This is a genomic window from Rhizobium sp. IBUN (genome assembly GCF_000510625.1).
Classification (GTDB): Bacteria; Pseudomonadota; Alphaproteobacteria; order Rhizobiales; family Rhizobiaceae; genus Rhizobium; species Rhizobium altiplani.
Genome location: NZ_AZNV01000019.1, coordinates 77457 through 102657, shown reverse-complemented (window position 1 = coordinate 102657; position 25201 = coordinate 77457). Strand labels below are relative to the sequence as shown.

Annotated in this window: 23 protein-coding genes; 10 read left to right on the top strand and 13 right to left on the bottom strand. The window is 59.5% G+C overall.

Annotated elements, in window-relative coordinates; genetic code table 11:
• Nucleotides 1–27 precede the first annotated feature (27 nt).
• The 3 genes from RHIBUN_RS0118255 to RHIBUN_RS0118245 form a co-directional block, all read right to left on the bottom strand.
• Nucleotides 28–732: an ABC transporter permease subunit gene (locus RHIBUN_RS0118255; protein ID WP_025660653.1), complete on the bottom strand. Its 705-nt coding sequence runs from the start codon at nt 730–732 to the stop codon at nt 28–30.
• A 9-nt stretch (nt 733–741) separates the two neighbouring features.
• Nucleotides 742–1467 (bottom strand): ABC transporter permease subunit, encoded by a 726-nt coding sequence (locus RHIBUN_RS0118250; RefSeq protein ID WP_018856021.1) that lies wholly within the window; start codon nt 1465–1467, stop codon nt 742–744.
• Nucleotides 1468–1567: 100 nt separating this feature from the next.
• Nucleotides 1568–2410, bottom strand: a complete 843-nt coding sequence (locus RHIBUN_RS0118245) for a transporter substrate-binding domain-containing protein (RefSeq protein WP_018856020.1) — start codon at nt 2408–2410, stop codon at nt 1568–1570.
• Between the two features lie 189 nt (nt 2411–2599).
• Here RHIBUN_RS0118245 and hutC point away from each other — a divergent pair, with 189 nt between their 5' ends.
• Nucleotides 2600–3346, top strand: a complete 747-nt coding sequence (gene hutC / locus RHIBUN_RS0118240) for a histidine utilization repressor (RefSeq protein ID WP_025660652.1) — start codon at nt 2600–2602, stop codon at nt 3344–3346.
• Between the two features lie 115 nt (nt 3347–3461).
• Here hutC and RHIBUN_RS0118235 read toward each other — a convergent pair whose 3' ends face one another.
• The 4 genes from RHIBUN_RS0118235 to RHIBUN_RS0118220 form a co-directional block, all read right to left on the bottom strand.
• Nucleotides 3462–4661: a mandelate racemase/muconate lactonizing enzyme family protein gene (locus tag RHIBUN_RS0118235; protein ID WP_025660651.1), complete on the bottom strand. Its 1200-nt coding sequence runs from the start codon at nt 4659–4661 to the stop codon at nt 3462–3464.
• 16 nt (nt 4662–4677) lie between these two features.
• The gene (locus tag RHIBUN_RS0118230; RefSeq protein WP_025660650.1) at nt 4678–6039 is read right to left on the bottom strand and encodes a mandelate racemase/muconate lactonizing enzyme family protein; all 1362 of its coding nucleotides are present in this window, start codon (nt 6037–6039) and stop codon (nt 4678–4680) included.
• Nucleotides 6040–6103: 64 nt separating this feature from the next.
• Complete coding sequence (locus RHIBUN_RS0118225; protein WP_025660649.1) at nt 6104–7270, bottom strand: mandelate racemase/muconate lactonizing enzyme family protein; 1167 nt, start codon at nt 7268–7270, stop codon at nt 6104–6106.
• Nucleotides 7271–7324: 54 nt separating this feature from the next.
• A complete protein-coding gene (locus tag RHIBUN_RS0118220) occupies nt 7325–8035 on the bottom strand; it encodes a GntR family transcriptional regulator (protein ID WP_025660648.1) in 711 nt (236 codons plus the stop codon).
• A 210-nt stretch (nt 8036–8245) separates the two neighbouring features.
• Between RHIBUN_RS0118220 and RHIBUN_RS0118215 the strand changes: the two genes are divergently transcribed.
• From RHIBUN_RS0118215 to RHIBUN_RS0118190, 6 genes are all read left to right on the top strand, one after another.
• Nucleotides 8246–9724, top strand: coding sequence for a sugar ABC transporter substrate-binding protein (locus RHIBUN_RS0118215; RefSeq protein WP_025660647.1), 1479 nt, complete (start codon nt 8246–8248; stop codon nt 9722–9724).
• Between the two features lie 71 nt (nt 9725–9795).
• Nucleotides 9796–10755 (top strand): sugar ABC transporter permease, encoded by a 960-nt coding sequence (locus RHIBUN_RS0118210; protein WP_084659732.1) that lies wholly within the window; start codon nt 9796–9798, stop codon nt 10753–10755.
• Nucleotides 10752–11642, top strand: coding sequence for a carbohydrate ABC transporter permease (locus RHIBUN_RS0118205; protein ID WP_025660645.1), 891 nt, complete (start codon nt 10752–10754; stop codon nt 11640–11642). The genes RHIBUN_RS0118210 and RHIBUN_RS0118205 overlap by 4 nt, the downstream gene beginning before the upstream one ends.
• A gap of 11 nt (nt 11643–11653) precedes the next feature.
• The gene (locus RHIBUN_RS0118200; RefSeq protein WP_025660644.1) at nt 11654–12751 is read left to right on the top strand and encodes an ABC transporter ATP-binding protein; all 1098 of its coding nucleotides are present in this window, start codon (nt 11654–11656) and stop codon (nt 12749–12751) included.
• 33 nt (nt 12752–12784) lie between these two features.
• Nucleotides 12785–13948: a mandelate racemase/muconate lactonizing enzyme family protein gene (locus tag RHIBUN_RS0118195; RefSeq protein WP_025660643.1), complete on the top strand. Its 1164-nt coding sequence runs from the start codon at nt 12785–12787 to the stop codon at nt 13946–13948.
• 22 nt (nt 13949–13970) lie between these two features.
• Nucleotides 13971–14717 (top strand): ribonuclease activity regulator RraA, encoded by a 747-nt coding sequence (locus RHIBUN_RS0118190; RefSeq protein ID WP_025660642.1) that lies wholly within the window; start codon nt 13971–13973, stop codon nt 14715–14717.
• A 242-nt stretch (nt 14718–14959) separates the two neighbouring features.
• On the opposite strand, the gene RHIBUN_RS0118185 is transcribed toward RHIBUN_RS0118190, so the two are convergent.
• The 6 genes from RHIBUN_RS0118185 to RHIBUN_RS0118160 all read right to left on the bottom strand — a co-directional run bounded on the left by RHIBUN_RS0118185 (nt 14960) and on the right by RHIBUN_RS0118160 (nt 21679).
• Complete coding sequence (locus RHIBUN_RS0118185; RefSeq protein WP_025660641.1) at nt 14960–15859, bottom strand: sugar phosphate isomerase/epimerase; 900 nt, start codon at nt 15857–15859, stop codon at nt 14960–14962.
• Nucleotides 15860–15942: 83 nt separating this feature from the next.
• A complete protein-coding gene (locus RHIBUN_RS0118180) occupies nt 15943–16881 on the bottom strand; it encodes an ABC transporter substrate-binding protein (RefSeq protein WP_018856007.1) in 939 nt (312 codons plus the stop codon).
• A gap of 65 nt (nt 16882–16946) precedes the next feature.
• Nucleotides 16947–17921 carry a ribose ABC transporter permease gene (locus RHIBUN_RS0118175; protein WP_037217105.1) on the bottom strand — a complete coding sequence of 325 codons (975 nt, stop codon included), beginning with the start codon at nt 17919–17921 and terminating at the stop codon, nt 16947–16949.
• Between the two features lie 22 nt (nt 17922–17943).
• A complete protein-coding gene (locus RHIBUN_RS0118170; protein WP_025660639.1) occupies nt 17944–19506 on the bottom strand; it encodes a sugar ABC transporter ATP-binding protein in 1563 nt (520 codons plus the stop codon).
• Nucleotides 19503–20909 (bottom strand): carbohydrate kinase, encoded by a 1407-nt coding sequence (locus RHIBUN_RS0118165; protein ID WP_025660638.1) that lies wholly within the window; start codon nt 20907–20909, stop codon nt 19503–19505. The genes RHIBUN_RS0118170 and RHIBUN_RS0118165 overlap by 4 nt, the downstream gene beginning before the upstream one ends.
• Nucleotides 20906–21679: a DeoR/GlpR family DNA-binding transcription regulator gene (locus tag RHIBUN_RS0118160; RefSeq protein ID WP_025660637.1), complete on the bottom strand. Its 774-nt coding sequence runs from the start codon at nt 21677–21679 to the stop codon at nt 20906–20908. Before RHIBUN_RS0118160 ends, RHIBUN_RS0118165 begins: the two co-directional genes overlap by 4 nt.
• Nucleotides 21680–21853: 174 nt before the next feature.
• On the opposite strand from RHIBUN_RS0118160, the gene RHIBUN_RS0118155 reads away from it, so the two are divergent.
• The 3 genes from RHIBUN_RS0118155 to RHIBUN_RS0118145 are packed head-to-tail and all read left to right on the top strand — an operon-like array spanning nt 21854 to nt 25064.
• A complete protein-coding gene (locus RHIBUN_RS0118155; RefSeq protein WP_025660636.1) occupies nt 21854–22921 on the top strand; it encodes a class II aldolase/adducin family protein in 1068 nt (355 codons plus the stop codon).
• Nucleotides 22918–24201: an FGGY-family carbohydrate kinase gene (locus RHIBUN_RS0118150; protein ID WP_025660635.1), complete on the top strand. Its 1284-nt coding sequence runs from the start codon at nt 22918–22920 to the stop codon at nt 24199–24201. Before RHIBUN_RS0118155 ends, RHIBUN_RS0118150 begins: the two co-directional genes overlap by 4 nt.
• Entirely contained in the window at nt 24198–25064 is an 867-nt protein-coding gene (locus RHIBUN_RS0118145; RefSeq protein WP_025660634.1) for a TIGR01459 family HAD-type hydrolase, read from the top strand. Before RHIBUN_RS0118150 ends, RHIBUN_RS0118145 begins: the two co-directional genes overlap by 4 nt.
• The last annotated feature ends 137 nt before the right edge of the window (nt 25065–25201 follow it).

Here is a 25201-nt window from a genome sequence, read left to right as displayed (position 1 = left end):
GAAGCTCCAATCGTGTCCGGAGGGCTCTCAGGCTTTCAGCGCCGGCGGGATCGCACGGCGGTGTCGCGAGAGCGAATATTCAAGCAGGGACATCGCCTGCAGGATGATGAAGTTGAGAACGAGATAGATGATCGCCGCACAGAGGAACACTTCCATCGTGCGGTATGTTTGCGAGATCAGCCGCTGTGCCACGCCGGTCACTTCCCATACGGTGACCAGGCTTGCGAGTGCCGTCGATTTCATCATCAGGACGATCTCGGTGGAGTAGGCCGGAAGCGCGTGCCGGAATGCGATCGGCGCCAGGATGCGGCGCACGAGAAGAGCACCGGACATGCCGATCGAGCGAGCGGCCTCGATCTCGCGCGGCGAGACGGCGCGAATGCCACCACGGAAGATCTCGGCAGAATAGCCGGCGGTGCAGAGTGCCAGTGACAGTACCGCACAAACGAACGGTTCACGCAGGAACGGCCAAAGGAAGGAATAGCGGATGAAGCCGAACTGGCCGAGGCCATAAAAGACGAGGAACATCTGGATCAGCAGCGGCGAGCCGCGAAAGATGAAGATATATCCCTTGGCAATCGACGACAGCACCGGATTGCCGGCGACACGCATCCAGACGATCAGCAGGGCCAGAAGACCACCGAAGAAGACCGAGAGGGAGAACAGAGCCAAGGTCATCGGGACGGCTTTGAGCAGGGTCGTCATCGTTTGGGCGAGAAAAGCGAAATCCATCGTGTTACCTCACGCCTTTCCCATGGCCGCTGTCGGCATGCTGCGATTGGCGCGCCGCTCTGCGCCATTGAAAACCCGGTCGGAGAGGCTTGTCAGGATCAGGTAGAGGATGCCGCCGACGATGAAGAACAGGAAATACTGTCGTGTCGAACCGGCGGCGACCTGGCTGGTGCGCATAAGTTCCGCCAAACCGGTCACCGAGATCAGTGCGGAATCCTTGAGGCTGAGCTGCCAGACGTTGCCGAGACCGGGGATTGCGAAGCGCAGCACCTGCGGAATGATGATCCGGCGAAAGCGCAGACCGCGATGCATGCCGATCGCTGATGCCGCCTCCAATTCACCCTTGGAAATGGCAAGGTACGCCCCGCGGAATACTTCCGCCTGATAGGCACCGGAGATGATCCCCACAGCCAAAGCACCGGCCAGAAACGACGGCAGCCCGAGGAAGCCCTCATAGCCCATCGCCTTGCCGATCGAGGTGACTGCGGAGGACCCTCCGAAATAGATCAGGTAGATGATCAGCAATTCCGGCACACCGCGAAAGACCGTCGTGTAGACGTTGCCGAGCGCAACAAGCCAAGCCTTGCCGGAGAGCTTGGCAGCAGAGATTATCGCGCCGAGCACCGCGCCGATCGCAAGCGCGCTTGCGGTCACGGCAAGCGTCATCAACGCGGCGAGCAGAAGCAGCGCCCCCCATCCGGTCGAGCCGAACCCAATCAGTTCCAGTGTAGCCATATCATGTTCCCCGCGCCCGCCGCTGTCCCGGCGGTGTCAGAATAGCATGCGGTCCCCGGCCTTGAAGCCGGAGACCGGGACCTCCGGCCTTAGCCGGAAATCAGTTCTGCGGGCTGACGTCGACCTTGAACCACTTCATCGAGAGGTTCTTCACGGTACCGTCGGCGAGTGCGGACTTGATCGCTTCGTTGAACTTGTCACGAAGGTCGGTATCGGCCTGGCGGATGCCGAGACCCTCGCCCTCGCCCCAGATCGGGCCAACGATCTCGGGGCCGGTAAAGGCCAGCGTGTCGTTTGCGGACTGGAAGGCATTGGCGAAATACACGGCATCGTCGAAGCCAAGATCAATACGGCCGTTCTGCAGATCGAGATCGCGGTCGGCGCCGGTCTTGTACTCGCGGATCTCGGCGATATCGCCGAAATTGTCGTAAACGAACTTCGCGTAAACGGTCGCGGCCTGAATTCCGATCGTTTTGCCCTTGAAGGCCTCCTTCAGCGCATCGACTTCCTTAACGCCGGTCTGGCCGGGCGTCATCTTGATCGTCGCACCGGTACCGGCTGCATTGGCAAGCGGGCTGTCCTTGGCGGTCGCGAAAGCGGCCGGCGTCGCAGCATAAGGGATGGTGAAGCCGATGACCTTCTTGCGGTCATCGGTGATCGACAGCGCATCCATGATGACGTCGAATTTGCCGGCATTGAGTGCCGGGATCATGCCATCCCAGTCGGATGCGACGAGCTTGCAGTCGATCTTGGCACGTTCGCACAAAACCTTGGCAAGTTCGGGCTCGAAGCCACCGAGCGTGCCGTCGGCATTGGTCATGTTCCAGGGCGCATAGGCCCCCTCAAGCGTAATGGTGGCCGTCTTCCAGTCCTTGGCGGCGACGGGCGCGACGAAGGCCGAGAGCGCAAAGGCGCTGGAAAGAAGAAGCGCGCTGAATTTCATTGGTTCTATCTCCTCTGAAGTGACGATTGACCTTGCGGTCCGACACCGGTCTTCGCCGGCTTGCTCGACGCCGATCTTGTTGATCGATCTTTCGAGAGGTTGTATATGGTACCATATGAGATATTTTGTGTTATGCAAGAGGAAAGTCGACTTATCGAGCGGATTCCGCGATTGCAAAGGGAATAGGCAATGAAGCGTCCAAGCGAGATGATGAGGGATAACGATACCGCACCGCTCTACGCCGGCGTCAAGCAGATGATACTCGACCGCATCCATAGCGGCGAGTGGCCTCCGAAACATCGCGTGCCTTCCGAAAACGAACTGGTGAACGAACTCGGCGTCAGCAAGATGACCGCCAACAGGGCATTGCGTGAGCTCGCAAACGAAGGCGAGCTGGTTCGCATCCAGGGCGTCGGCTCCTTTGTCGCGGAGCGCAAGGGGTATTCGGCCCTGTTCGAGGTGCGCAATATTGCCGAAGAGATTGCTGAGCGCGGCAACGCGCATGAGGCCTCGGTGGTGGTTCTGGCGCAAGAGACAGCATCTCCCGAGACGGCCGACGCACTGGAGCTCGACATCGGCGCACCCGTCTTTCACTCCCTGATCGTGCACAGCGAAAACGGCGTGCCGGTGCAGATCGAAGACCGGTTCGTCAATCCGGCAGCAGCCCCCGACTATCTGGCGCAGGACTTTGCCTCCCTGACCCCAAACGCCTATCTGACGGCTGCCGCCCCGCTGAGCGGATCCGAGCACATCGTCGAGGCGGCCATGCCGCAGTCCTGGGAGTGCAAGCTCCTGACGATCCTGAAGAGCGAGCCTTGCCTGGCCATCCGCCGCCGCACCTGGTCCGGGCGGCACGTCGTCTCCACCGCCCGGCTCATCTATCCCGGCAACCGCTACCGGCTCGAGGCTCGCACCGGCAAGGTATTCGAGGAATAGTGGTCAGTTGTATATGGAACACGATTTGAGAAGCCGCCCCTGAGGACGCGGGAATATAGAAGACGCGGACTGGTTTCGCCGCTCCTATCGCTGCTGCGGGCAAGTGGACAACGCTTCAGTCGAAAAAGCCCGCATCCTCTTCCCTCAGATATCTCCTGGCCGCTTCAGCGTCGATATCGAGGCCGAGCCCCGGCGCTTCCAGCAGGTCCACCATGCTGTCCTTCACGATCTGGGGCGGCAAGCCGATTACCAGATCCTCCCACCAGGGATCGGAGGCGGTGGGATATTCGAAAGCGATGTAATTTGCCGGCAAGGTGGCGCAGACATTGATCAACGCGCCGAGGCCGAGCAGACCGTTGGCAGTGCCGTGCGGCGCCATCAGGATCGAGTGCATGTAGGCGTGCTCGGCGACCCATTTGAGCTCGGCAATGCCTCCGACATCGGCTGGATCGGGGCCGATGACGCGTACCGCCTGCGTTTCGATCAGCTCCTTGAAATTGTGTCGCAGGTAGATCTGCTCACCAGTGTGGATTGGCGTCGAGGTGGAGGTTGTCAGCTCCCGATAGGCCTGCGGATTGACCCATGGCACGTAGTCGCCAGTCAGCATGTCCTCGAGCCACATCAAATTGTACTTTTCGACCGCGCGGGCGAACTTGATCGCATCGGGCAGCATCCAGCCGGGGCCGCAGTCGAGCGCCAGGCTGACCTTGTCGCCCAGCACTTCCTTCATTGCGATCACGCAGTCGATCATGTGATTGAAACCGCGCTCGCTGATCATACCCTGATCCATGGCGCCGTGATAGCCGGCCTTCTTCTGCGTCACGCCGTAGTGGAAGCCCTCGATCGTGTCCTTCATGTTGGAGTGGAACGAGATCCCTTGCTTGATCATGAAGAAGTTCTGCGGCTGCTCCATCATCCACTTGACGTCAGCGGCGTAATCCTCCGGCCGGTCGCCCGTGCGTTTTTGGCGAACCGAGCCGTTGTAGACGCGCACCTTGTCCCGCACCTTGCCGCCGAGCAGCTTATAGGCGGGCACGCCCGCGGCCTTGCCAGCAATATCCCACAACGCATGTTCAATAGCGCTCACCGCGGCGCCGTACGGCTTGAAAGAGCCGCGTTGGCGGATCTTCAGCATTATTCTCTCGACGTCGGTCGGGTCCTCGCCGACCAGCGCCTCACGGAAATGCAGCACAAAGGGCTTGAGGTAGGACTTGGTGAATTCGACTTCGCCCAGGCCATAGAGGCCCTCGTCCGTAACGATGCGGACGATCGGGTGCTTGCCGATAACGGCGCAGCGCAGATCGGTGATCTTCATCTTCGTTCCTTTTTCCTCAGCTCCAGGTGCGATCCCAGGAATACTCATTGTCCCAGTGATCCGTAGGCTGCCAAATGCCGGTGACACCCGGCTGCAGATGCCGCGAGATCACCTCGTCGACGACGTCGTCAATCCCCAGCCCCGGCTTGTCCGGAACAGTAATGAAGCCGTTCTTCACCAGCGGTTTGGGAAGGCCCGTGACGATATCGTCCCACCAGTCGACATCGGCGGAGTGGTATTCGAGCGCCATGAAATTTTCGGTCGCGGTCGCGACATGTGCCGCAGCCATTGCGGCGATTGGACTTTCTGCCATATGGATGGCCATGGCGACACCATCGTCCTGCGCCATATCGCCAATCTTCTTGGTCTCGAGGATGCCCCCGCTGGTGAGCAGGTCCGGGTGGATAACGGAGACGCCGCCGCTCTTGAGCAGAGGCTCGAAGCCCTCCTTGAGATAGATATCCTCGCCGGTGCAGATCGGCACCGTGGTGGCGTCCTGCAGTCGCTGGTACTGCTCGGTGTATTGCCAAGGGATCACATCCTCGAGCCAGGCTGGCACGTATTTTTCAATTCGCCTGGCGAGGCGAATGCCGTTCTGCAACGAGATATGGCCGATATGGTCGATCGCGAGCGGCACGTCCATGCCGATGACCTCCCGAACCTCGGCGATGTATTGCTCAAGCAGGTCGAGGCCCTTGTCGGAAAAGTGAAGGCCGGTAAACGGGTGCTGGACGTTATGCAAATCGTACGCAGCGTTGCGGATGCGCCGCTCGTCATTGGTCTTCAGCGGCCCGCGAGTGGGACTGTGGCGGTAGCCTTCCAGTGAGCCGGCCGGAAACACGACCGCACCGGGCACATCCGCGATCTGCATCAGCCCAAGATCCATCTTGAGGAAGGTGAAGCCGAGCTCCATGCGCTGCTTGAGGCGCTTTCCTGTCTCGGTGCCGCTCGGCACGGTGGCGTCGGTATCGCAGTAGACGCGCACTTTTTCCCGAAACCGGCCGCCGAGCATCTGGTAGATGGGGACGCCATAGGCCTTGCCGGCCAGATCCCACAACGCGATTTCAACCGCCGATACGCCACCGCCCTGCCGGCCGTGCCCGCCGAACTGCTTGATCCGGCGAAACAGTCGATCGATGTTGCAAGGGTTCTCGCCAAGCAACCGGCTCTTCAGCATCAGGGCATAGGTGGCGCTGGCACCGTCACGCACCTCGCCAAGCCCGACGATGCCCTGGTTGGTGTAAATCTTGAGCAGCACCGAGGTGAACGGCGCGCCGACAATTTCGGCTACCCGCATGTCGGTGATGCGAAGGTCGGACGGCTTGGAATGCATGTTCACCCGATTGAGCGCCTCGTCGGCTCCATCTGCCTCTGGCATGACTTGTCCTCGTTCTGGTGGGTGGGGCTCGTCGCCGCGCTTGCGGGGGCGGCGTAGAGCGTTGCTAGGCCAACTCTATCTCGTGGTCTTGAAGATAGTCGCGGTTCATTTCAACGCCGAGACCGGGCCTCGGCGAAAGCTTGAGGCTACCGTTCGAAACATCGAGCGGTCTGTCGATGAGGTGATCGTATTTGCCGAGGTTCCACTCCGACGTTTCGAGCTTGTAGAAATTGGGAACGGTCATCATCACCTGCGCTCCCGCAACCACGTTGATCGGCCCTGCGGCGTCATGCGGCGAGACCGGGATGTAGTAGGCTTCGCACAGGGCAGAAATCTTCTTGAGTTCAGTAATGCCGCCGGTCCAGGTGACATCAGGCATGATGTAGTCAGCGAGCCTGTTTTCGAGCACCGGCACGAAATCCCACTTGGTGTGGCCGCGCTCGCCCCAGGAGATGGCGGCGCTGACCTTCTCACGGACCTGTCGGAGAGCGTTGAGGCTCTCCGGCGGACAGGGCTCCTCGAACCAGTCGATCTGACCAGCTTCCTCGAGGCTTCGACAAAGGCGAATGGCGGTCGGAACGTCGAACCGGCCATGCGCATCGATGAGAATGTCGACATCAGAGCCTGCCGTTTCCCGGATCAGAGCCGTGAGTTCGGCGGCTTCGCGCTCGTCCTTGCGGGACATGCTGCCATCGAGGTATCCGTCCCGCTGTTCGCGAGGCTGCCCCTCGGAATTGCGGCCTTGGTAGGGGAAAGGATCGAACTTGAGCGCAGTGTGGCCGGATTCGACGATGTCGCGAATTTCGCGGACGACAGCCTCCTTGCTGGTAAATTTGGCCTGGTTGGGGTGGGTGTAGAGCGCGATTTCATCGCGTACCGATCCGCCCAACAGCTCGTAAATCGGCTTGCCGAGTACCTTGCCTCGTATGTCCCAGAGAGCAATGTCAATGGCGCTCACGCATTCGACCGCGGCCCCGCGACTGCCCATATAGGTGAAGCTGCGGAATATCTTGTGCCAGAGATACTCGATACGCGCCGGGTCCTCGCCCGTCACTGCGGCACCGATCTGCCGCAGGATCGTGCAGAGGGCGCGATTGGCAAGCCTTGTCGTGGTGGTGATCTCTCCCCAGCCGCTCACCCCCTCATCTGTCGTCACCTCGACGAACAGAAACTCTCCCCAATAAGAAGCCTCGGACTTGATCAGCCACGGCCGCACGCTGGTGATTTTCATCTCAACTGCCTTTATCCGAAGTGGTCGGGATAACGATATTCCAGGCGATCTTTTCTATCCTGCCCGAGCGGCGTTGCGTGCACGCATGTGTTCGAGGATGTGTCGGCCGGAGCCCTCCACATGGCGCGCAATAAGCTCGGCTGCCTCGTTCGCGTTGCCCGCCTTTACGTGCTCGATGAGCTCTCGATGCTCGCTAAGGATCGCCGCGCGCCGGGCGAGTGTGAAGTTGAAACGCCGGCTCACGGCCCGGAGCACTTCGCGATGCTTCCACCAAAGCTCGGCGGCATGGCGGTTATAGTGCCTCTGGTACATTACGGTGTGAAAGGCGGTGTCGAGCTCACTGTGCCTGAGCGTATCGGCGAAGTCGTTCTCTTCAATCAGCGCCTGGATGCGTTCGAGTTCAGCAATGTCTTCGACAGTCGCCATGCTGACGAACCATCGTGTCAGTGCCGGCTCGATCAAGACTCCGATCTCGTAGATGTCCCGAACAAAATCCTGATCAATCGGCCGGACGCGCGCTCCGCGATTGGGAACAAGGGTCACAAAGCCCTCCCCGCGCAGCAGTTGCAGAGCCTCGCGCACGGGGTTGGTCGAGGTGCCGTGACGTCGGGCGAGATCGGTGACCACGAGCCGTTCGTTGGCGGCGAGCCGCCCTTCGATGATGTCTTCCCTGATCAGCTGATAGAGCGAGGCACCCTCGCTGGAGGCCCCGATCGCGTCGATCCCTTCGGGTGGCTGTGCTTTGAAAGCGCTCGTATCGGCCAAGACTGTCCCCAATTAATACACGCATTTCTTAAGTATCACGCGAAGCTCCTCCAAACAATGTACGATTTCGCCGGTTGACAGGCAATCGACGATCTGAAAACGTATGATTAGCTTTAAGGCATACACTGGATACAAACGTCCTGGGGCCGAGGAGCAAAAGACCGCTCGCCTTGAGGCAGGGCGGCATGGGAGCGAACCCGGAGGATACCTATGACGAGGATTTCACTCGGAGGTGCCGTCCTGCGCGGCACTGTCTCAACCGCCTTGATGATATCGTTGATGTCTGCGTCGGCGCTCGGTGCGTCGATCGATTTGAGCAAGTGGTCGCCGCAATATGTGCGCTCCATTGCCGGCACTCAGGATTTTGACACGGCGGGCGATTGCGCCAAGGTCACCCCGCTCGACTACAAGGGGCGACTGACTTTCTGGTATCAGGGCGTGTTCGAGGGCGACCCCGACCTCCTGCGCGAATATTACAAGGACTTCTTCCAGACCTTCCGCAAAACCTATCCAAACATCCAGCTTGAGGAACAGGCTCTCACCTATAACGACCTGCTGGACAAGTTCCGGACCGCACTCCTTGGCAATGCAGCACCGATGGCGGTCCGCCTGCAGATCCTCGGCGGCACGGAGTTCGCCGCAAAGGGATATTTGCAGCCGCTCAAACCCGAGGATGTAGGGTATTCGACCGAGGATTTCTGGCCGGGCGCAATGAAGGCTGTAACCTGGGATGGGGTGACCTACGGCATTCCCACCAACAACGAAACGATGGCGTTCATCTGGAACGCCGATATCTTCAAGCGTGCAGGCCTTGATCCGGACAAGGCTCCAGCAACCTGGGACGACGTCGTCAAGTATTCCAAGCAGATCCACGACAAGCTCGGCATTGCCGGTTATGGCCTCGTGGCGCGCAAGAATGCCGGAAATACACCGTACCGCTTCATGCCTCAGCTGTGGGCCTATGGCGGCGGCGTCTTCGACGAAGCGACGGCCAACCCGACGTATAAGGTGGTCGAGCTGAACTCACCGCAGAGCAAGGCGGCCCTGCAAGCTTCCTACGATATGTACGTGCGCGACAAGTCGGTTCCGGTTTCGGCACTTACCAACCAGCAGGCCGACAACCAGCCCCTCTTCCTCGCCGGCCAGCTCGGCATGATGATCTCGCACCCGTCCGACTACAACGTCATGCTCGACCTGCAGAAAAAGGCGACGGATACCGACAAGGTCAAGGCGCAGACGGTAATCGACAACATGCGCTATGGCCTCATTCCCACCGGCCCGGACGGCAAGCGTGCCGTCGTGTTTGGCGGCTCCAACATTCATATCCTGAAGCCCGAATATGTGGAGGGCGGCAAGGTAGACGAGCCGGCTGCAAAGGCTATCATCTGCATGTGGACGAGCCCCGAATGGTCGCTGAAGATGGCCTATGCCGGCTCGAACCCGGGAAATCTTAACGGCTTCAAGACCAAATGGATGAAGGAACGTCTGGACAGCATCAAGTTCCTCGATGTCACGACCTCGATGCTGCCATACGGCATCCCGTTCCCGGCGCTGCCGCAGTCCCCCGAGATCATGAACATCATCGTCCCGGACATGCTGCAGAATGCCCTGACCGGAGCCATGACCGTCGACCAAGCAGCGGACGACGCAGCCAAGAAGGTAAAAGACCTGACGGATGGCGGACTCTAGTCCGGGCCTGACGATCTGACCGGCTGCGCTGATCGCAGCCGGTTTGCTCAAAAGAACAAGGGTGCGGCACAGTGACGATCTTGACTGGCAAGGCCGAGGTTAGCCGAAGACTGCACCCCGACAGGTCCGGCGTGCTGCGAAAGATGTGGGAGCATCGCGCTGACTACGCCTACGTGCTTCCCGCGATTGCCGTGATGCTTGTCGTCATAGCCTACCCGATCTACTACACGATCGAGCTGTCGTTCTTCAATACACCGCCTGGCCTGCAGCTTCGGGACAAGATCTTCGTCGGCCTCGACAACTACATCGCCATCCTCACAAGTCCGGTATTCTGGAAGGTCACCTCGAACACTCTCATCTGGACACTGGGATCGACCTTCATCTCATTTGTCCTTGGATTTGCCTGTGCCCTGGCGCTCCATCGCGACTTTGTCGGCCGGGGCATCCTGCGTGCCATCCTGATCATTCCCTGGGTCATCAGCGCCGTTGCCGCGTCCTATATCTGGAAGTGGATCTACCATTCGGACTTCGGGATCATTGGCGCGGTGCTTGTCGGCCTCGGACTGGCCGACCGGCCGCCGAATTTCATCGACAGCGTCAGCACGGTGCTGCCCTCACTGATCGTCGTCAATATCTGGCGAGAGTTTCCATTTGCGATGATCATGATGATGGCCGGCCTGCAGACGGTTCCCGACCAGTTGCTGCGCGCCGCAAAAGTCGACGGGGCCAATGCATGGCAGCGGTTCTGGCACGTCACCTTTCCGCACCTGAGAAACGTTTCGACGGTGACGATCCTTCTGCTGGCGGTGGCCAACTTCAATTCCTTCATCATCCCCTGGATCATGACCGGCGGCGGGCCGTCGAATGCATCGCATATCTGGATCACCCACATCTATGAACTCGCCTTCGGCCGCCAGCGTTGGGGGGTGGCATCGGCCTATTCTGTGCTGCTGTTCCTGATCCTGATGTCGCTCGGCTACTTCTACGTCCGCGCACTGAGCGGCAACGAGCAGAAGGATGGAAATGAATGAGCACGATTGCCGAAACTGCTCATCGAAGCCAGGCGCGCCGCCGTAGGCGCATTGATGGATGGCGCTGGGGCGGACGCATCTTCCTTGTGTTCATGCTGCTTTACACCGCATTACCGATGATCTGGATGCTGATCACCTCGATCAAGTCAGGTTTCGCGGCCATGCAATTCCCGCCGCAATGGTGGCCGGACCAACCCACGCTCGCCAGCTACCAGAAGCTGCTCGACCCGCAAAACAGCGTCGGCCAGGACTTCCTGCGCTTCTTCTGGAACAGCCTTTTCGTCGCCACCGCCACAACCATCCTTTCTGTGATCGTGGCAGTTCCTGCGGCCTACGCCTTTTCACGCTTCACCTTCCCGGGCCGGAACTTTCTGTTCTTCACCGTCTTGCTTCGGAACATGTTTCCGGCAGTGATCTTTCTCGTACCGCTCTTCATCCTGATGCGCGCGATCGGACTCGTGAACACGCATGGGTCGCTCATCCTCACCTACCTCACATTCGGCCTGCCGCTGGCAATCTGGCTCCTCAAGGGCTTCTACGACAACATCCCGGTGCAACTCGAGCAGGCGGCGCGCATCGACGGGGCCACGCGGTTCCAGGCATTTATCCTCATCGTGATGCCGCTCTCGACGCCAGGCATCATCGCCACGGCGATCTACTCCTTCATTGGCGCGTGGAACGAGTACATCTACGCCTACACCTTCCTATCCAAGAACGAGCAGTTGACACTGCCCGTCGGCATCCAGCGCTTCTTTTCGGAAAATACAACGGACTTTCCGGGCCTGATGGCGGCCAGCTTCATGATGAGCGTGCCCGTCGTGGTCCTGTTCCTCGTCCTGCAACGATACTTCGTACGCGCACTCACGGAAGGCGCAGTCAAGCACTAGGGGAGTTGCCGGTGGCCCACGTGGTCCTCAAGAATCTGGTCAAGACCTATGGCAGCTTCAAAGCTGTCAACAATGTTTCGCTGACGGTCAACGACGGCGAATTCGTTGCGCTTGTCGGCCCTTCAGGCTGCGGCAAGACAACCACACTCAATCTCGTGGCGGGGCTCATCCCCATCACCTCCGGCGACATCGTCATCGGCGACCGGGTGGTCAACGATCTCGACCCCAAGGACCGGGACATCGCAATGGTGTTCCAGAACTACGCACTCTATCCGCAGAAATCGGTCTATAAAAATCTGGCGTTCCCGCTGCAGATGCGCAAATTGCCAAGGAACGAAATCGACAAGAAGGTCAGGGAAGCAGCGCGAGTGCTCGACATGACGCAGTTGCTCGAGCGCAAGCCACGCGAACTTTCGGGCGGGCAACAGCAGCGCGTGGCGCTGGGCCGCGCCCTCGTTCGCGATCCGGCGGTATTCCTGATGGATGAGCCACTCTCCAACCTCGACGCAAAGCTGCGCGTGCAGATGCGCTCGGAGATCAAGCGCTTCCACCAGGACCTCAAGGCGACGGTCATCTACGTGACGCACGACCAACTCGAAGCGGTAACGATGGCCGACAGGATGGCGGTGATGAATGGCGGCTACCTGCAGCAATACGATTCACCGGCAGAGGTCTTTGCCCATCCGGTGAACATGTTTGTCGCGAGCTTCGTCGGCAGCCCGGCAATGAGCCTTGTTCCGCTGGAGGCATCAACGGCAAGCGGCAACACTGTGCTGACCAGCCCGGAGGGCTGGTGCCTCGAGCTCTCGCCAATCAACGCCCAGAAGGTCGCAAGGGCAACAACCAGGAAAGTCGTGCTCGGCGCACGTCACTCGACGATCAGGCTGCACAAGAATGCGATGCCTGGCAGCGTCCCTGCCAAGGCCTACACGGTGGAGCCGACCGGGGACGTCACCTTCGTACAGGCGTTTCTGTCTGGAGCCATCGTCAATGTCAGCGTGCCGCCGACCATTGCCGTGGCGCCCGACGAACAGATCTGGCTCGAGTTCGATCAGGAGCGGATGCATCTGTTCGACGGCGAAACGGAAATGGCCCTCAAGGCCGACTGAGACCAAGCGGATGCGTGTGAACCGAGGGCGTGGATGACCACGAAGCTTAAAATTGCGGCGATCAAGCCCTATCCGGTATGGGTCGGAACGCGCAACCAGATGCTGGTCAAGGTCGAGACCGACAACGGCATCTTCGGCTGGGGCGAGAGCGGCTTGAGCGGTCGCGAGAAGGCCGTGGCCGGCGCGATCGAGCACTATCGCGAGTTTCTCATCGGCCGCGACCCGATGCAGATCGGTCGGATATGGCAAGAAGTCTATCGCAGCCAATACTTCGAAGGCGGGCGCGTTCTGCAGGCGGCGATTTCCGCCATCGACATTGCCCTTCACGACATCAAGGGCAAGGCGCTGGGGGTGCCGGCATACGAACTGCTGGGCGGCAAGCAGCGCGACCGGATTCCCACCTTCGCCTCGACCGGCGACGAGGCCGAGGGCGATGTTGCCATCGAACGGGCCCGCGAACTGCGCGCACAAGGGTGGCAGGCGATCCGCTTCTTCCCCGTCGGGCAAAACAGCAAGGACATCTTTGACCCGCGGGAGTCGATCGCCGCGACCGCAACTATGCTGAACAAGGCGCGCGCGGCGCTGGGCGACGAGGTCGTCCTCGGTATCGATTATCATCATCGGCTGTCGGTGGCAGAGGCTGCGAGCTTCTGTAACAAGCTCGGCCGTGGCGTGCTTGATTTCCTCGAGGAGCCGATACGCGACGAGACACCGGAAGCCTACGAGTCCCTGCGCAGGATGACCGACATCCCGTTCGCCATCGGCGAGGAATTTGCCAGCAAGTGGCAATTCCTGCCCTACATCGAGCGTGGCATCCATCAGTTCAACCGACTCGATGTTTGCAATGTTGGCGGGCTCACCGAGGCGATGAAGGTCGCCGGCTGGAGCGAGGCGCACTATGTGGACCTGATGCCGCACAATCCCCTCGGCCCAGTCTGCACCGCCGCGACCATCCATCTCGCCGCCGCGGTACCGAATTTCGCCTGGCTCGAGACCAGGGCGCCCGAAGCAAAGCTGGGCTTCGACAATTCCGACTTCTTCCCCGTGCAACCAAGGCTCGACGGCTCCGACTATCCGGTCAGCGATCTGCCAGGGCTCGGCGTCGAGGTCAACGAAGAGGCAGTCAAGGCAGAGAGCTTTCGTTTCTGGGAAGCGCCTCACCTGAAGCGCCGCGACGGTTCTGTCACAAACTGGTAGTTTCATCCAACGGGAGCCTGGAATGACACATATGCCCGAGATTACGCGACCGCCCAGAGAGATGATCGACGCATTGAAGGAAATCGGTGCCGCGACGATCTCCGGCACGCTAGGCCACATGGGCTTCCGCAATCCGCACATGGTCGGTCCCGTGCCGCAAAATCACGGCAAGTCGATCGTCGGGCCGGCCCTGACGCTTCAATTCATGCCGCAGCGGCCCGACCTCTTCACCGAGGGAGAATATGCAGATCCGGAGACGCAGTTGCACCGCCATGTGCTTTATCACGTGCAGGAGGGCGATGTGGTCGTCGTCGATGCGCGCGGCGACATGAGCTCGGGGGTCTTCGGCGATATGATGTCGACCTATTTCAAAGGGAGAGGCGGCGCTGGCATCGTGATCGATGGGTGCATGCGCGACCGGCCCAATGTCGAGAAGCTGGATCTGCCTCTATGGCTGCGCGGCTGGACGCCCAACTATCATGTGCAGACCGGCATCTATCCCAACGCCGTCAACGTTCCGATTGCCTGCGGCGGTGTCACGGTAATCCCCGGAGACATCATCGTCGCCGACGATGACGGGGTGGTCGTGCTTCCAGTCGCAATGGCTGCGAGCGTCATCGAAGAATCGCAAAAGCATCACGATTGGGAGGAGTTTTCGCGAATGAAACTCATGGAGGGCGGGTCGTTGCAGCGCTACTATCCGCTGCATGACGATGCCCGCGGAGAGTACGAAGAGTGGCGCAAAACAAATCGCTTGGGAACGACCTAGCCAATGGATTACCCAAGGCGGGCGGCGAACTTTGTCCGGATATCGCCGGCGTCTACACAAAAAGCATGGAACCAAATCTCGCCTGACCGAGCCGCCCAGACGGCGAAAGGACAACCGGTCTGTCTGGCGCCGCACCTCCTGACGAACGGCTATGCGCGAAGCCAGCCGTTCCGGGGACGGTCCGTGCGATTGAAAAGCCGTCACTCCATGCGCCTACGGGTATGCGGTTAAGCGGCCCCTTCCTATGACCACGTCAAGTGCGTCTGCTTGACCAGTTCGGCCCTGCGCTTGGCGGTTTCCAGCCCAAGTTCGACAAATTGACGGGCATGCCTGGCAAGCGCAACATTGTCGTCCCAGAGATTGCGCCAGATGGCAGTCTTCAATGAAAGGTCCTTGTCGACGATCGTAGTGGAGAAGGATTCAAAGGTTACATAGTCATCCCACCCGATCGCCACGAGAGCGTCGAAGATGGTGGCGAAATCGATATTTCCGGTACCGAGGTAACCGCGGTGGCTTTCCCCGATATGGACATAGCCGATCTTGTCCGCGGCGTGACGGATTGCAAGGCCGACGTCGGCCTCTTCGATGTTCATGTGGAAGGTATCGAGATGCAGAAAGACGTTCGCAGCGCCTGTATCTGAAATATAGGCCATCCCCTGCGCCGCCGTATTGAGCATATTGCTCTCGAAGCGATTGACGATTTCGAGGTTTAGCGTAACGCCGGCAGCCTTGGCTCGATCTGCCACTCTCGACAGGGTGGCGACGCTCGTATCCCATCCCTTCTTTGTCAGCGCATGTTCCTGCTTGCCGTGGGCCGAGCTCAGTATGCCGGCAAGCTTGGTACCGCCCAGATCGCGCACGAGTGCCACAGCGCGGTCGAGAATATCCTCGCCCTTGGCAACAACTGCCGGATCATGACTGGAGATGTCACCCTCTGAGGGCAGCCCCATGCTGATTGCGACATCAAGGCCAAGTTCCTCGATGCGAGACGCCAGCCACTTCACGTCCACCTGTTTCGGATCGAGGTACGAAAACTCGATAAGCTTGAACTGAAGTTCGTGGGACCTCGATAGAGCTTTATCGAGCTCATCCTTCGACGAGCCGGCACTCCAGACAAATGAGTGGACACCGATCTTGGACATGGGCAAACCGCTTCCTGAGATTTTCATTGAGGGAAGGCGACCCGCCGTGCACGCGGCAACGGCGGGCCACTCGGGAGGAGACCTTAGCGGGCTGCCGTCCAGCCCTTGTAGTCCTTGAGGTTTTCAGCCGTGATCAACTTCGGGTCGAGAAGCACCGTCGTTTCGGCCGGCTTCTTGCCATTCAGGACGTCGACGGCCATCTTCAGCGAGTCGCCGGCCATGACGTAGGGATCCTGCGAAGCGGAGGCCTTGATCATCGAGTTGCCGCTGGCGAGCGACTTTTCGATATCAGGAGCGCCATCGACTGCGGTGATGAAAAACTCGTTCCGGTTCAACTGCTTTGCGGCAAGCTCTGCGCCAATGCCGGTCGGATCGTTGATTGCAAAAACGGCGTCTATCTTGTCGAAGCGCGTCAGCAATCCCTGCATGATCGCAAGACCACCATCGCGCGATCCCTGGCCGTTCTGGTCGTCAGAGAGGATCTTGATGTCAGGGCTCTTCGACAGGACGTTCTTGCAACCCTGGACGCGATCGAGGATCGAGGACGAGGCCGGGCCGTTAATGATGACAACATTGCCCTTGCCGCTGAGCTTGTCGACGATGTACTGGCAGGCTTCTTCGCCTGCCTTGACGTTGTTCGTCATGACAGTGACGTCTGCACCGGGTGCGGACACGTCAAAGGCGGCGACGATAACGCCGGCGGCCTGAGCCTTCTTGACGGCCGGTGCAATTGCCTTGGCGTCGACCGCGTTGAGCATGATGATGTCAACGCCTGCGGCAATGAAGCTGTCGATCTGCGAAACCTGCTTGTTGAGGTCGTAATCGGCAGAAACGGAGGTCACCTGAACATTCGGATTGATTTCCTTGGCTCGGTCTTCAATGCCCTTGATGGTCGCGACAAAGAATGGATTGCCCAGAAGGCCGACCGAAATGCCGATCTTTTGAAGATCCTTTGCCGCGGCCGGCATTGCAATTGCCGCGGCGAGCGCGGTGGCGGTGAGCAGTTTAGAGATCATGCGCATGCTTTCCTCCTTATGGCGCCTCCTGCGCCTTTGTTATCCGGTAACCCGGTTCCTTCAGCCGCAGCTCAGGTGCGGCTAAGCCCTCTCAGCCTGTAGCGGTCGAGCCCGACGGCAACGATGATGACAAGTCCCTTGATGATGTACTGCCAGATGTCGGAAACCCCGACGAGGATGAGACCGTTCGACAGGACAGCGATGATCAAAGCCCCTATCAGCGTGCCCCAGATCGACCCGACGCCGCCGACGAAACTGGTACCGCCGAGAATGACGGCTGCAATCGCGTCGAGCTCATAAGCCTGGCCAAGCTGCAATCCGTTTGCCGCGTACAGGCGGGCCGCCGACATGACACCACCCAGGCCCGATAGCAGGCCCGACATCGAATAGACGAACAAAAGCACCAGCGGCACTTTGATGCCCGTGAGGCGTGCAGCCTCGACATTGCCGCCAACAGCGTAGATCCAGGTTCCGAGGACCGTCCGCTTGAGGATCACCCAGGATACCAGGATCGTCACCAATGCGATGATCGCCAGCCATGGCACGCCGAACAGATTGCCGTTGCCGATGAAGTCGAAGGGCAGATCGGGATTGAAGACGGTCGTGTCGTTGCCGAGAAGACGGGCAATACCGCGCATTGCCGTTAGCGAACCCAGCGTGACGATGAAGGGCGGGAGTTTCAAGAACGCGATGATAACTCCATTGATGAGGCCGCATGCCAGTCCGACAGCGATTGCTGCGGGAATCCCAAGCATGCCGACATCCGGCCACAGCGAAACGATGACACCGACCATGGCTGAGGCGGCAAGGATCGATCCGACGGAAAGATCGATGCCGCCCGTCAGGATCACGAATGTCATGCCGGCCGCAAGCACGGTGTTGATCGACGCCTGCTGCATGACGATCGACAGATTGTTGACGCTGAGGAAGCGACCGCTGAGAAGATGAAAGCCGACGGCCAAAAGAATGAGGACGGGTAGCATACCGAGGGCCGTCAAGGTCGACCTCAGCCTCATCCTGTCTGTTGCTGTCTGTCCGCTCTGCATTGCGCTCATTTCAGGTTCTCTCTTATGTCGCGCTCATTGTGTCTCGACCGACCGGACCGGTCGAAAGGGCCATGATGGTCTCCTGCTCGATCGGTCGGTCCGGCGATGCGACGACCTCGCCGGCGATGTGTCCCTCGCGCATCACCAACACGCGGTCGGCGATACCAATCACCTCGGGCAGATCGCTTGAGATCACGATGATGGCGATGCCGCTTTCGGCAAGCTCGTCGATGATCCGATAGATTTCCGACTTCGCACCGACGTCGACGCCGCGCGTCGGCTCATCAAGGATGACGACCCGCGGCTTGGTCTCCAGAAGGCGCGCCAGCAACACCTTCTGCTGGTTGCCGCCCGACAGGGCCCCGGCATTGATGGACGTGCTCTTCGTTCGGATCGACAGGGACGAAACGGCGTCATCGGCACGCTTCTTCGCCTTGCCGAAATCGAGGAACCCGCCTGGTCGCGCATCCCTGGCGATCACACCGACATTGATGTTCTCGTTGATCGTCATGTCGAGGAACAGGCCAAGTGCCTTGCGATCCTCGGTGAGGTAGGCAATCCCGGCATTAAGCGCATCGTGGGGGCCGCGCAGCGAAAGCTCCTGACCGTTCAAGGTTACGACGCCGTTGGCCTTGTGGTCCGCACCGAAGATCAGTCGCGCAAGCTCCGTGCGGCCTGAACCGACAAGGCCTGCGATGGCCAGCACCTCTCCGGAACAGGCATCGAAAGAGCAATCGTGCACGCGCCGCCCGTCTCCCACATTCTTGACGGCAAGCACGACCTGGCGATCGTGCGCGGCAGCGCGGTGCTCCTTTTTATAGAACGACGACAGGTCGCGGCCGACCATCATGGAGACGAGCCGCTCGGCCGACAGTTCGCTGCGCTTCAGCGTTCCAACATAGGCACTGTCGCGAAGCACGCTGACGCGGTCTGCAAGCGCGTAGATTTCTTCCATGCGATGGCTGATGTAGATGATCGCAATTCCATGTGCCTTGAGGCTGGCGATCACCTCGAAAAGCTTTTCGGTTTCCCGGCTCGTCAGCGATGTCGTCGGTTCGTCCATGACGATGATGCGCGCGTCCGTGGTAAGAGCGCGGGCAATTTCGACCATTTGACGCTCGCCCAAGGAAAGGGACGACACAAGCTGATTGGGAGAAAAGCCGATGCCGAGGCGCTTCAGAATGGGCTCGGCGCGCTTCCTGATATCCGCGCGGTCGACGAACCCCAGACGTGACGGCTCTTCCCCGAGAAACATGTTCTGGGCGACAGTCAGATTGGGAGCGAGCGACAGTTCTTGATAGATCACCGCAATGCCGTTGGCTCTTGCCTTGATCGGGTCGCCGGTGACCGCCGGCCGCCCGCTGACCAGAATCGTACCGCCGGGATCCGCGAGGTAAGCACCGGAGAGAACCTTCATCAGCGTCGACTTGCCGGCGCCGTTCTCACCCATCAACGCATGAATTTCACCGGGATACACGGTCAAGGAGACTTTCGTCAGTGCGCGCGTATTGCCGAAGGTCTTGCTGATGTTCTGCATTTCGAGAACGGGAGCAATGGCCGGGGACGATGCTACAACTGGGTTCATCGGATCCCCTCGCTCAGCATGGCCGGCTGCGACACGTCACGCCTCAGCTCTATCGCACGTCGCCTCCATTCCCGCCTGTAGTCGCCAAGGCCGGCGATCTCGACGGCACGGATACGCTCACACTCATTTTTGAAGGGCCGGACATTGGACTGGCGAAATACGAGCGCAGCCGCCCCGAAGGCGCTGCCTTCGGGATTTGCACTGGTAAAGACGGTCTGATCCCGCAAGGCCGCAAGCAATGGTGCATAGAGGTCGGCCTTGACCAAGCCGCCATCGATCACAATGTCGTTTTGCGAATGGATAAGATCGAGTGACAGATCCGTCATCAGGATCACGTAGAGCAACGCCACGGCCGCCCGCTCCTCGCCGTCAACGGCTGGTCCGAGGAAATGACCTTCTGAACCCGGAAACGGCCCACCGGCGGCGAAAGACGGCAGGGCGAAGCTGCCCTTGGCGATGACCGCTTCTACCGCTTCGATACTGATCGGCTTTGTCCAGCCTTGGCTTGCCACGTCGTATTCGCGACCACCCATGAACCGGATCGTTGCGGCAGGTGCATGGTCTACCGTGACATTGGCGAGCATGTCGCGCTCACGATCGAGGGCATTCAAAGGGCACGCCTGATTGAAGATAATCACCCAGGTGCCAGTCGAGATCAGCGTGAAATCGTCAAAGCCGACGGACCTGTAGTAGAACAGTGCGGAATTGCTATCATGGACACCATTGTGGACCATAACGTCCACAGTTTCGCCTGTTGCCGTGACGGGGTATGTCCCAAGTGACGAACCTGCCGACACAAGATCAGGCATTTTCGCGCGCCAACCCTCTTGGTCGACGAGGCTGCTGAAGTCATCGGCCAACGGTGCCCAGAGATGGGAATGGCAAGCGAGATAGGACACTTCGGAGGCGGCGCGGCCGGAGAATTTCCATGACCAGAATTGAGGGTAGGCAAGGATCGCATCGGTAGCGTCGAGCGTGCTCGGATCCCTGTCCTGAAGCCACAGAATGTGGCGGCCGTAGTTCAACCCGAGCGGCAGACGGGGTGAGTAGGTTTCAGAAAACGGTGGAATGAGCGGATCAATCCTGGCTGCGACCGATGCCGGAGGCTCCTGTTCGTAATCAAGTATCGGATGGCAAAGTTCGCCTTTTCCGATCAGCGCGAACGTGCAGCCATGCGCGGAAAACGTCACATGGCGAACGCCATGCGCTTCGACGGCCTGGCCGAGCTCGTCCTGCATCCAGGAAAAAAGAGCTTCGTCATCGAGGACATGAATGTCGCCGTGCTCGCGCCACACCGGCTTGGCGCGTCGCTCCGCTACGACATCGCCCTTGCCGTCGATGACGAACAGCTTCGAATTGGTCTTTCCGAGGTCAAAGACCGCAACTGGACAATGCTCTGTCAAACGACGCCTCCGACATCTGCGATGAGGATCGTCACACCGGCATTCTCAAGCATCTTGGCGTTTGCATCGGACAAACCGTCGTCCGTCACGATCGTTCCGACGCGCGACAGCGTCAAAGCCAGGTTACGTGGCTGAATGGAAAACTTTCGGCTGTCTGCCAACAGCACCACTTCATCAGCGCAGGTGCTGAGCTCGCCGATCGCCTTGACGAGCAGCGGGTGTGACTCCAAAAGCCCCTGTGAATCGATGCCTTGCGTGCCAACGAAGAACCGCGAAGCGAAGTAATCGGGCGCACCCGAGGCCGGATCATGAATGATCCCCGGCTCGCGATAGAGTTCGCCGCCTGAAAGGCTGAGATGGCAGCTGCCGTGTTCGCCGAGATAGGCAGCAAGCGGCATCGAATTGGTATAGATGCGCAAGTTGCGGCGAGCCAGAAGCACGCCAAGCTGAAAGCAGGTAGAACCGGCATGAACGATAATGGAGTCACCGTCCCGCACCAGCGAGGCGGCCTTTTGCGCTATCGCGCGCTTGGCCTCGACCGCAATATCGCGATTCTCGTCGTATGGTCGGGCCGCAAGCCGGCCGCCGACTTCGAAAGCCGAGATCCCTCCGTAGACCTTCTTGGCTCGCCCTGTTTCGTGCAACTTGTCGATATCGCGTCTGATGGTCGCCGGGGAAACGCCGAGGCGGACTTGCAGGTCGCGAACCGAAGCGAACGGTGTTTCGCGAAGAAGGTCGGTGATGAGTTTATGCCGGCTGGCATCGTTCACTGTGTTTCCTCCCGGCCGCTCCCTGCCGATGATTAAAGATAATCACAACAAAACCTCATCCGCAAGCCAATGTGACGCAAAAACTTCATCATTGACGATATTCAATCGCTTACATACGATCGATGAAAAATTCGCTCATTATTGTGAGTGAACATCTCAAACGCGGAGGTCTTGATGGCGGTGGGTAGCTCGGAGGGCGAGTTCAACCGGTTTCTGGCGCTGTCGAAGCAGATCGGAACCGACATCCTCAAAACTCAGGGAGCAGGCGGGAATACCTCGCTTAAGGATGGCGATACCATGTGGGTCAAAGCATCCGGCACCTGGCTCGCTCAGGCCGGGGATCGCGATATCATGGTGCCGGTCCGTGTCGCGCCGCTCGTCCAAGCCCTTCGCAAAGGCGACCAACGCGCCGAAAAGGCCACCGATTTCGTTATTGCGCCACTGAATACCAGCGGCCTGCGACCATCCATCGAGACGAGCTTTCACGCGGCCTTGCCCCAGGCAGTCGTCGCGCATTACCACTGCGTCAACTCGATCGCGCTCTCGGTTCTGAAAGATCGCGATCGGCTGCTGAAAGCAAGGCTGGACGTGACCGGGTTGAAATGGGTGACGGTTCCCTACAGGCGCCCCGGCACGCCGCTTGCCCGCGAGGTCGATTTGGCGGCCGCAACGCGTCCCGACGTTTTAGTCCTGTACAATCACGGCATCATCATTACCGGGGCCACCATTGACGAGGTTGCGCGCCGCATCGAGCAGGTCTCCGCTGCACTGGAAATGCCTGAACGGCAAGTTCCCTCCCCGTCCATCGAGACACTCGAGCGGCTAAGCCGGGATAGCAGTTACTCTCCAGCAAACGACATCGAGAGCCATCAGCTAGCACTCTCACAGGAAAGCGTCCGGCTGGCGACAGCCGGTTCGATGTATCCGGATCACGTGATTTTCCTCGGCGTGAAGATCGGCCTCCTGGACGCCGACCAATCCTTGAGCGCTTACCTCGAAAGCTTGGCACTGACAGGAGAAAGCCCGCCGAAAATGATCATCGTGCCTGGCTCTGGCGTACTCTTGTCGAACGAGTTGACGGCTGGCGGCCAGGCGATGGCTCGATGTCTTGCAGAAGTCGTAGCACGCATCCCCGACGATTCCGATGTCAACTATCTTTCCGAAGCGGACGAGTACGAGCTGACAAACTGGGAGGCTGAGCAGTACAGGCAAGCGCTTGACCGCGGAGCCGTGACCTCGTGACAAGCTCGCCCAATCCATTGCCCGCAACTGTGATAGGAATCGACATCGGCACGTCCGGCGTACGCGCGGCCGCAATTTCCGACAACGGTGAGGTTGTTGCTCTCGCCAGCACTCCGTTTTTCACCGCTGAGGAAGGCCGCGCCCCTTCCATATGGTGGGAAAGAACGTCAACCGCGCTCACGCAACTTGCGGCAAAAACAAGCCTTGCATCCGTCGGAGCAATCGGTATCGACGGAACATCCGGAACCGTTCTTGCGCTCGATCGCGTGGGCGAACCGGTTGGCGCGCCATTGATGTACAATGATAACTGCCCCGATGGCGATATTGTCGAACAGATATCCCGGCATGCGCCGGCCGACAGCCCAGCGAAAGGCGCGAGCTCGGCTCTTGCGCGAGCAATCTTTCTTACCCGTCAGCCAGGTGTATCCAAGGTCGTTCATCAGGCCGACTGGCTGTTGCTGAAGCTCGGTCTGCGCGAAGCAGCAACAGACGAAAACAATGCCTTGAAGACCGGTTACGACCTGCAACGGGAAAAATGGCCGGACTGGATTGAGATGGCCGGCCTTAATCGCGACCTTCTTCCCAAGGTCTACCGTGCCGGTGCTGCGCTCTCGCGCGTCAAAGGTTTCACTGCCAAGCTTGGCTTTGCAAAGACTTGCCGCTTTCACGCCGGCACGACCGACGGCTGCGCCTCGTTTCTGGCAACCGGCGCCTCGCAGATCGGCGATGGCGTTACCGCGCTCGGCTCCACGCTCGTCCTCAAGCTCGCTTCCGAACGGCCGATCAACGCACCTCAATATGGTATCTACTCGCACAGGGTACTCGATTTCTGGCTCCCCGGCGGCGCCTCCAACACGGGTGGTGCCGTCATCAAATCACTGTTCGGAGATGACCGCCTCGCCGAGTTGACGGCTCGCCTTGATCTCTCGCGACCCACGGGTTTGCACTTCTATCCGTTACTTAAACGCGGTGAACGCTTCCCCTTCAGCGATCCGGATCATGCCCCTCGCCTGGAGCCTCGCCCGGAGGATGACGCAATTTTCTTCCAGGCCGTGCTTGAAGGAATCTCGGAAATTGAACGGCTGGGATATGACAGGCTGGTTGAGCTTGGTGCCGCGCAGCTGAAATCGGTCCGAACCGTTGGCGGCGGCTCGAAGAATCCGACATGGACACGCATGCGGCAAGCCGCACTTGATATCGCTTTTGAGCCTTCGAAGTCGACGGAGGCTGCAATCGGCACCGCAGCGCTCATTCTTCAATGGCAAAGGAAGAACCAATGAGCTCTGTTCCAGAGACATCGCTCGCAAACCTGATCAATCAATACGACTACTTTCTGATCGATCAGTTTGGCGTGTTGCGTGATGACGAGGGCGCCTATGAAGGCGCCGCTGCAGCGTTGCAGAGGCTGAAAGAGAATGGCAAACGGGTGATCGTCCTTTCCAACTCCGGGCGAAGTGGCGACTATAATGCCGAACGCTTCGTTCGCCTCGGCTTCGAGCGTGGCCTGTTTGAGCGGTTCGTGACGTCGGGCGACGTCGCCTTTGATATTCTGTCCCGTTCTGAGGACATTCGGCGCGGGATGCGCGCTTTCACAATTTCCAGCGGTGATGACCAAAACCTCGCGGACCGTCTTCATCTGACGACTGTGCCTCGATCGAATGATGCCGATCTCGTTATCATCTCGGGCAGCGAGGCGGAACGCATAGCGCTCGATGTATACCGGCGCATGCTGGAACCCGCAGCGGCCAATCACACACCTTGCATCTGCACAAATCCTGACATTCACAAGCTGGCAGGCGGCAAGAACGCACCCGGCGCGGGAGCAATCGCGAGGATCTATGAGGAACTCGGCGGCAAGGTCCAGTGGATCGGCAAGCCGTATCATCAAATTTACAGCCACGCCATGTCAGTATGGGGGAGTCTCGATCGAGCAAAGGTCGTCTGCATCGGCGACAGTATCGAGCACGATATCAAAGGCGCAGCCAATGTCGGCCTCGCATCGGTACTTGTGCGCACCGGGATACTGGCGAGCAAGTCCGACAAGGAATTATTCGCGCTCATGAAAAGCTGCGAGGCGGTTCCAACCTATCTCATGCACGACTTTGCCCCGGCGGGAAGGTGCCATCAGCCAGGCGGCCGCTGACAGCCGCCGCGAATGACGTCAGGTGCTTGACGAATTCTGCCGTGCACAGACGGCCGACACAATGCTCCAAATCACCGTGAACTGTGTCGTTTTCGAAGATTTCTGGTACCCGAAGGTGTACGGGCAAGGCACTCTCG

Coding starts and splice junctions, on each gene's coding strand:
- RHIBUN_RS0118205 (WP_025660645.1), top strand. CDS start 10,752: ATGAGCACGATTGCCGAAACTGCTCATCGAAGCCAGGCGCGCCGCCGT.
- RHIBUN_RS0118170 (WP_025660639.1), bottom strand. CDS start 19,506: ATGAACCCAGTTGTAGCATCGTCCCCGGCCATTGCTCCCGTTCTCGAA.
- RHIBUN_RS0118225 (WP_025660649.1), bottom strand. CDS start 7,270: ATGAAAATCACCAGCGTGCGGCCGTGGCTGATCAAGTCCGAGGCTTCT.
- hutC (WP_025660652.1), top strand. CDS start 2,600: ATGAAGCGTCCAAGCGAGATGATGAGGGATAACGATACCGCACCGCTC.
- RHIBUN_RS0118155 (WP_025660636.1), top strand. CDS start 21,854: ATGGCGGTGGGTAGCTCGGAGGGCGAGTTCAACCGGTTTCTGGCGCTG.
- RHIBUN_RS0118190 (WP_025660642.1), top strand. CDS start 13,971: ATGACACATATGCCCGAGATTACGCGACCGCCCAGAGAGATGATCGAC.
- RHIBUN_RS0118215 (WP_025660647.1), top strand. CDS start 8,246: ATGACGAGGATTTCACTCGGAGGTGCCGTCCTGCGCGGCACTGTCTCA.
- RHIBUN_RS0118255 (WP_025660653.1), bottom strand. CDS start 732: ATGGATTTCGCTTTTCTCGCCCAAACGATGACGACCCTGCTCAAAGCC.
- RHIBUN_RS0118245 (WP_018856020.1), bottom strand. CDS start 2,410: ATGAAATTCAGCGCGCTTCTTCTTTCCAGCGCCTTTGCGCTCTCGGCC.
- RHIBUN_RS0118185 (WP_025660641.1), bottom strand. CDS start 15,859: ATGTCCAAGATCGGTGTCCACTCATTTGTCTGGAGTGCCGGCTCGTCG.
- RHIBUN_RS0118195 (WP_025660643.1), top strand. CDS start 12,785: ATGACCACGAAGCTTAAAATTGCGGCGATCAAGCCCTATCCGGTATGG.
- RHIBUN_RS0118175 (WP_037217105.1), bottom strand. CDS start 17,921: ATGCAGAGCGGACAGACAGCAACAGACAGGATGAGGCTGAGGTCGACC.
- RHIBUN_RS0118250 (WP_018856021.1), bottom strand. CDS start 1,467: ATGGCTACACTGGAACTGATTGGGTTCGGCTCGACCGGATGGGGGGCG.
- RHIBUN_RS0118230 (WP_025660650.1), bottom strand. CDS start 6,039: ATGCCAGAGGCAGATGGAGCCGACGAGGCGCTCAATCGGGTGAACATG.
- RHIBUN_RS0118180 (WP_018856007.1), bottom strand. CDS start 16,881: ATGCGCATGATCTCTAAACTGCTCACCGCCACCGCGCTCGCCGCGGCA.
- RHIBUN_RS0118145 (WP_025660634.1), top strand. CDS start 24,198: ATGAGCTCTGTTCCAGAGACATCGCTCGCAAACCTGATCAATCAATAC.
- RHIBUN_RS0118235 (WP_025660651.1), bottom strand. CDS start 4,661: ATGAAGATCACCGATCTGCGCTGCGCCGTTATCGGCAAGCACCCGATC.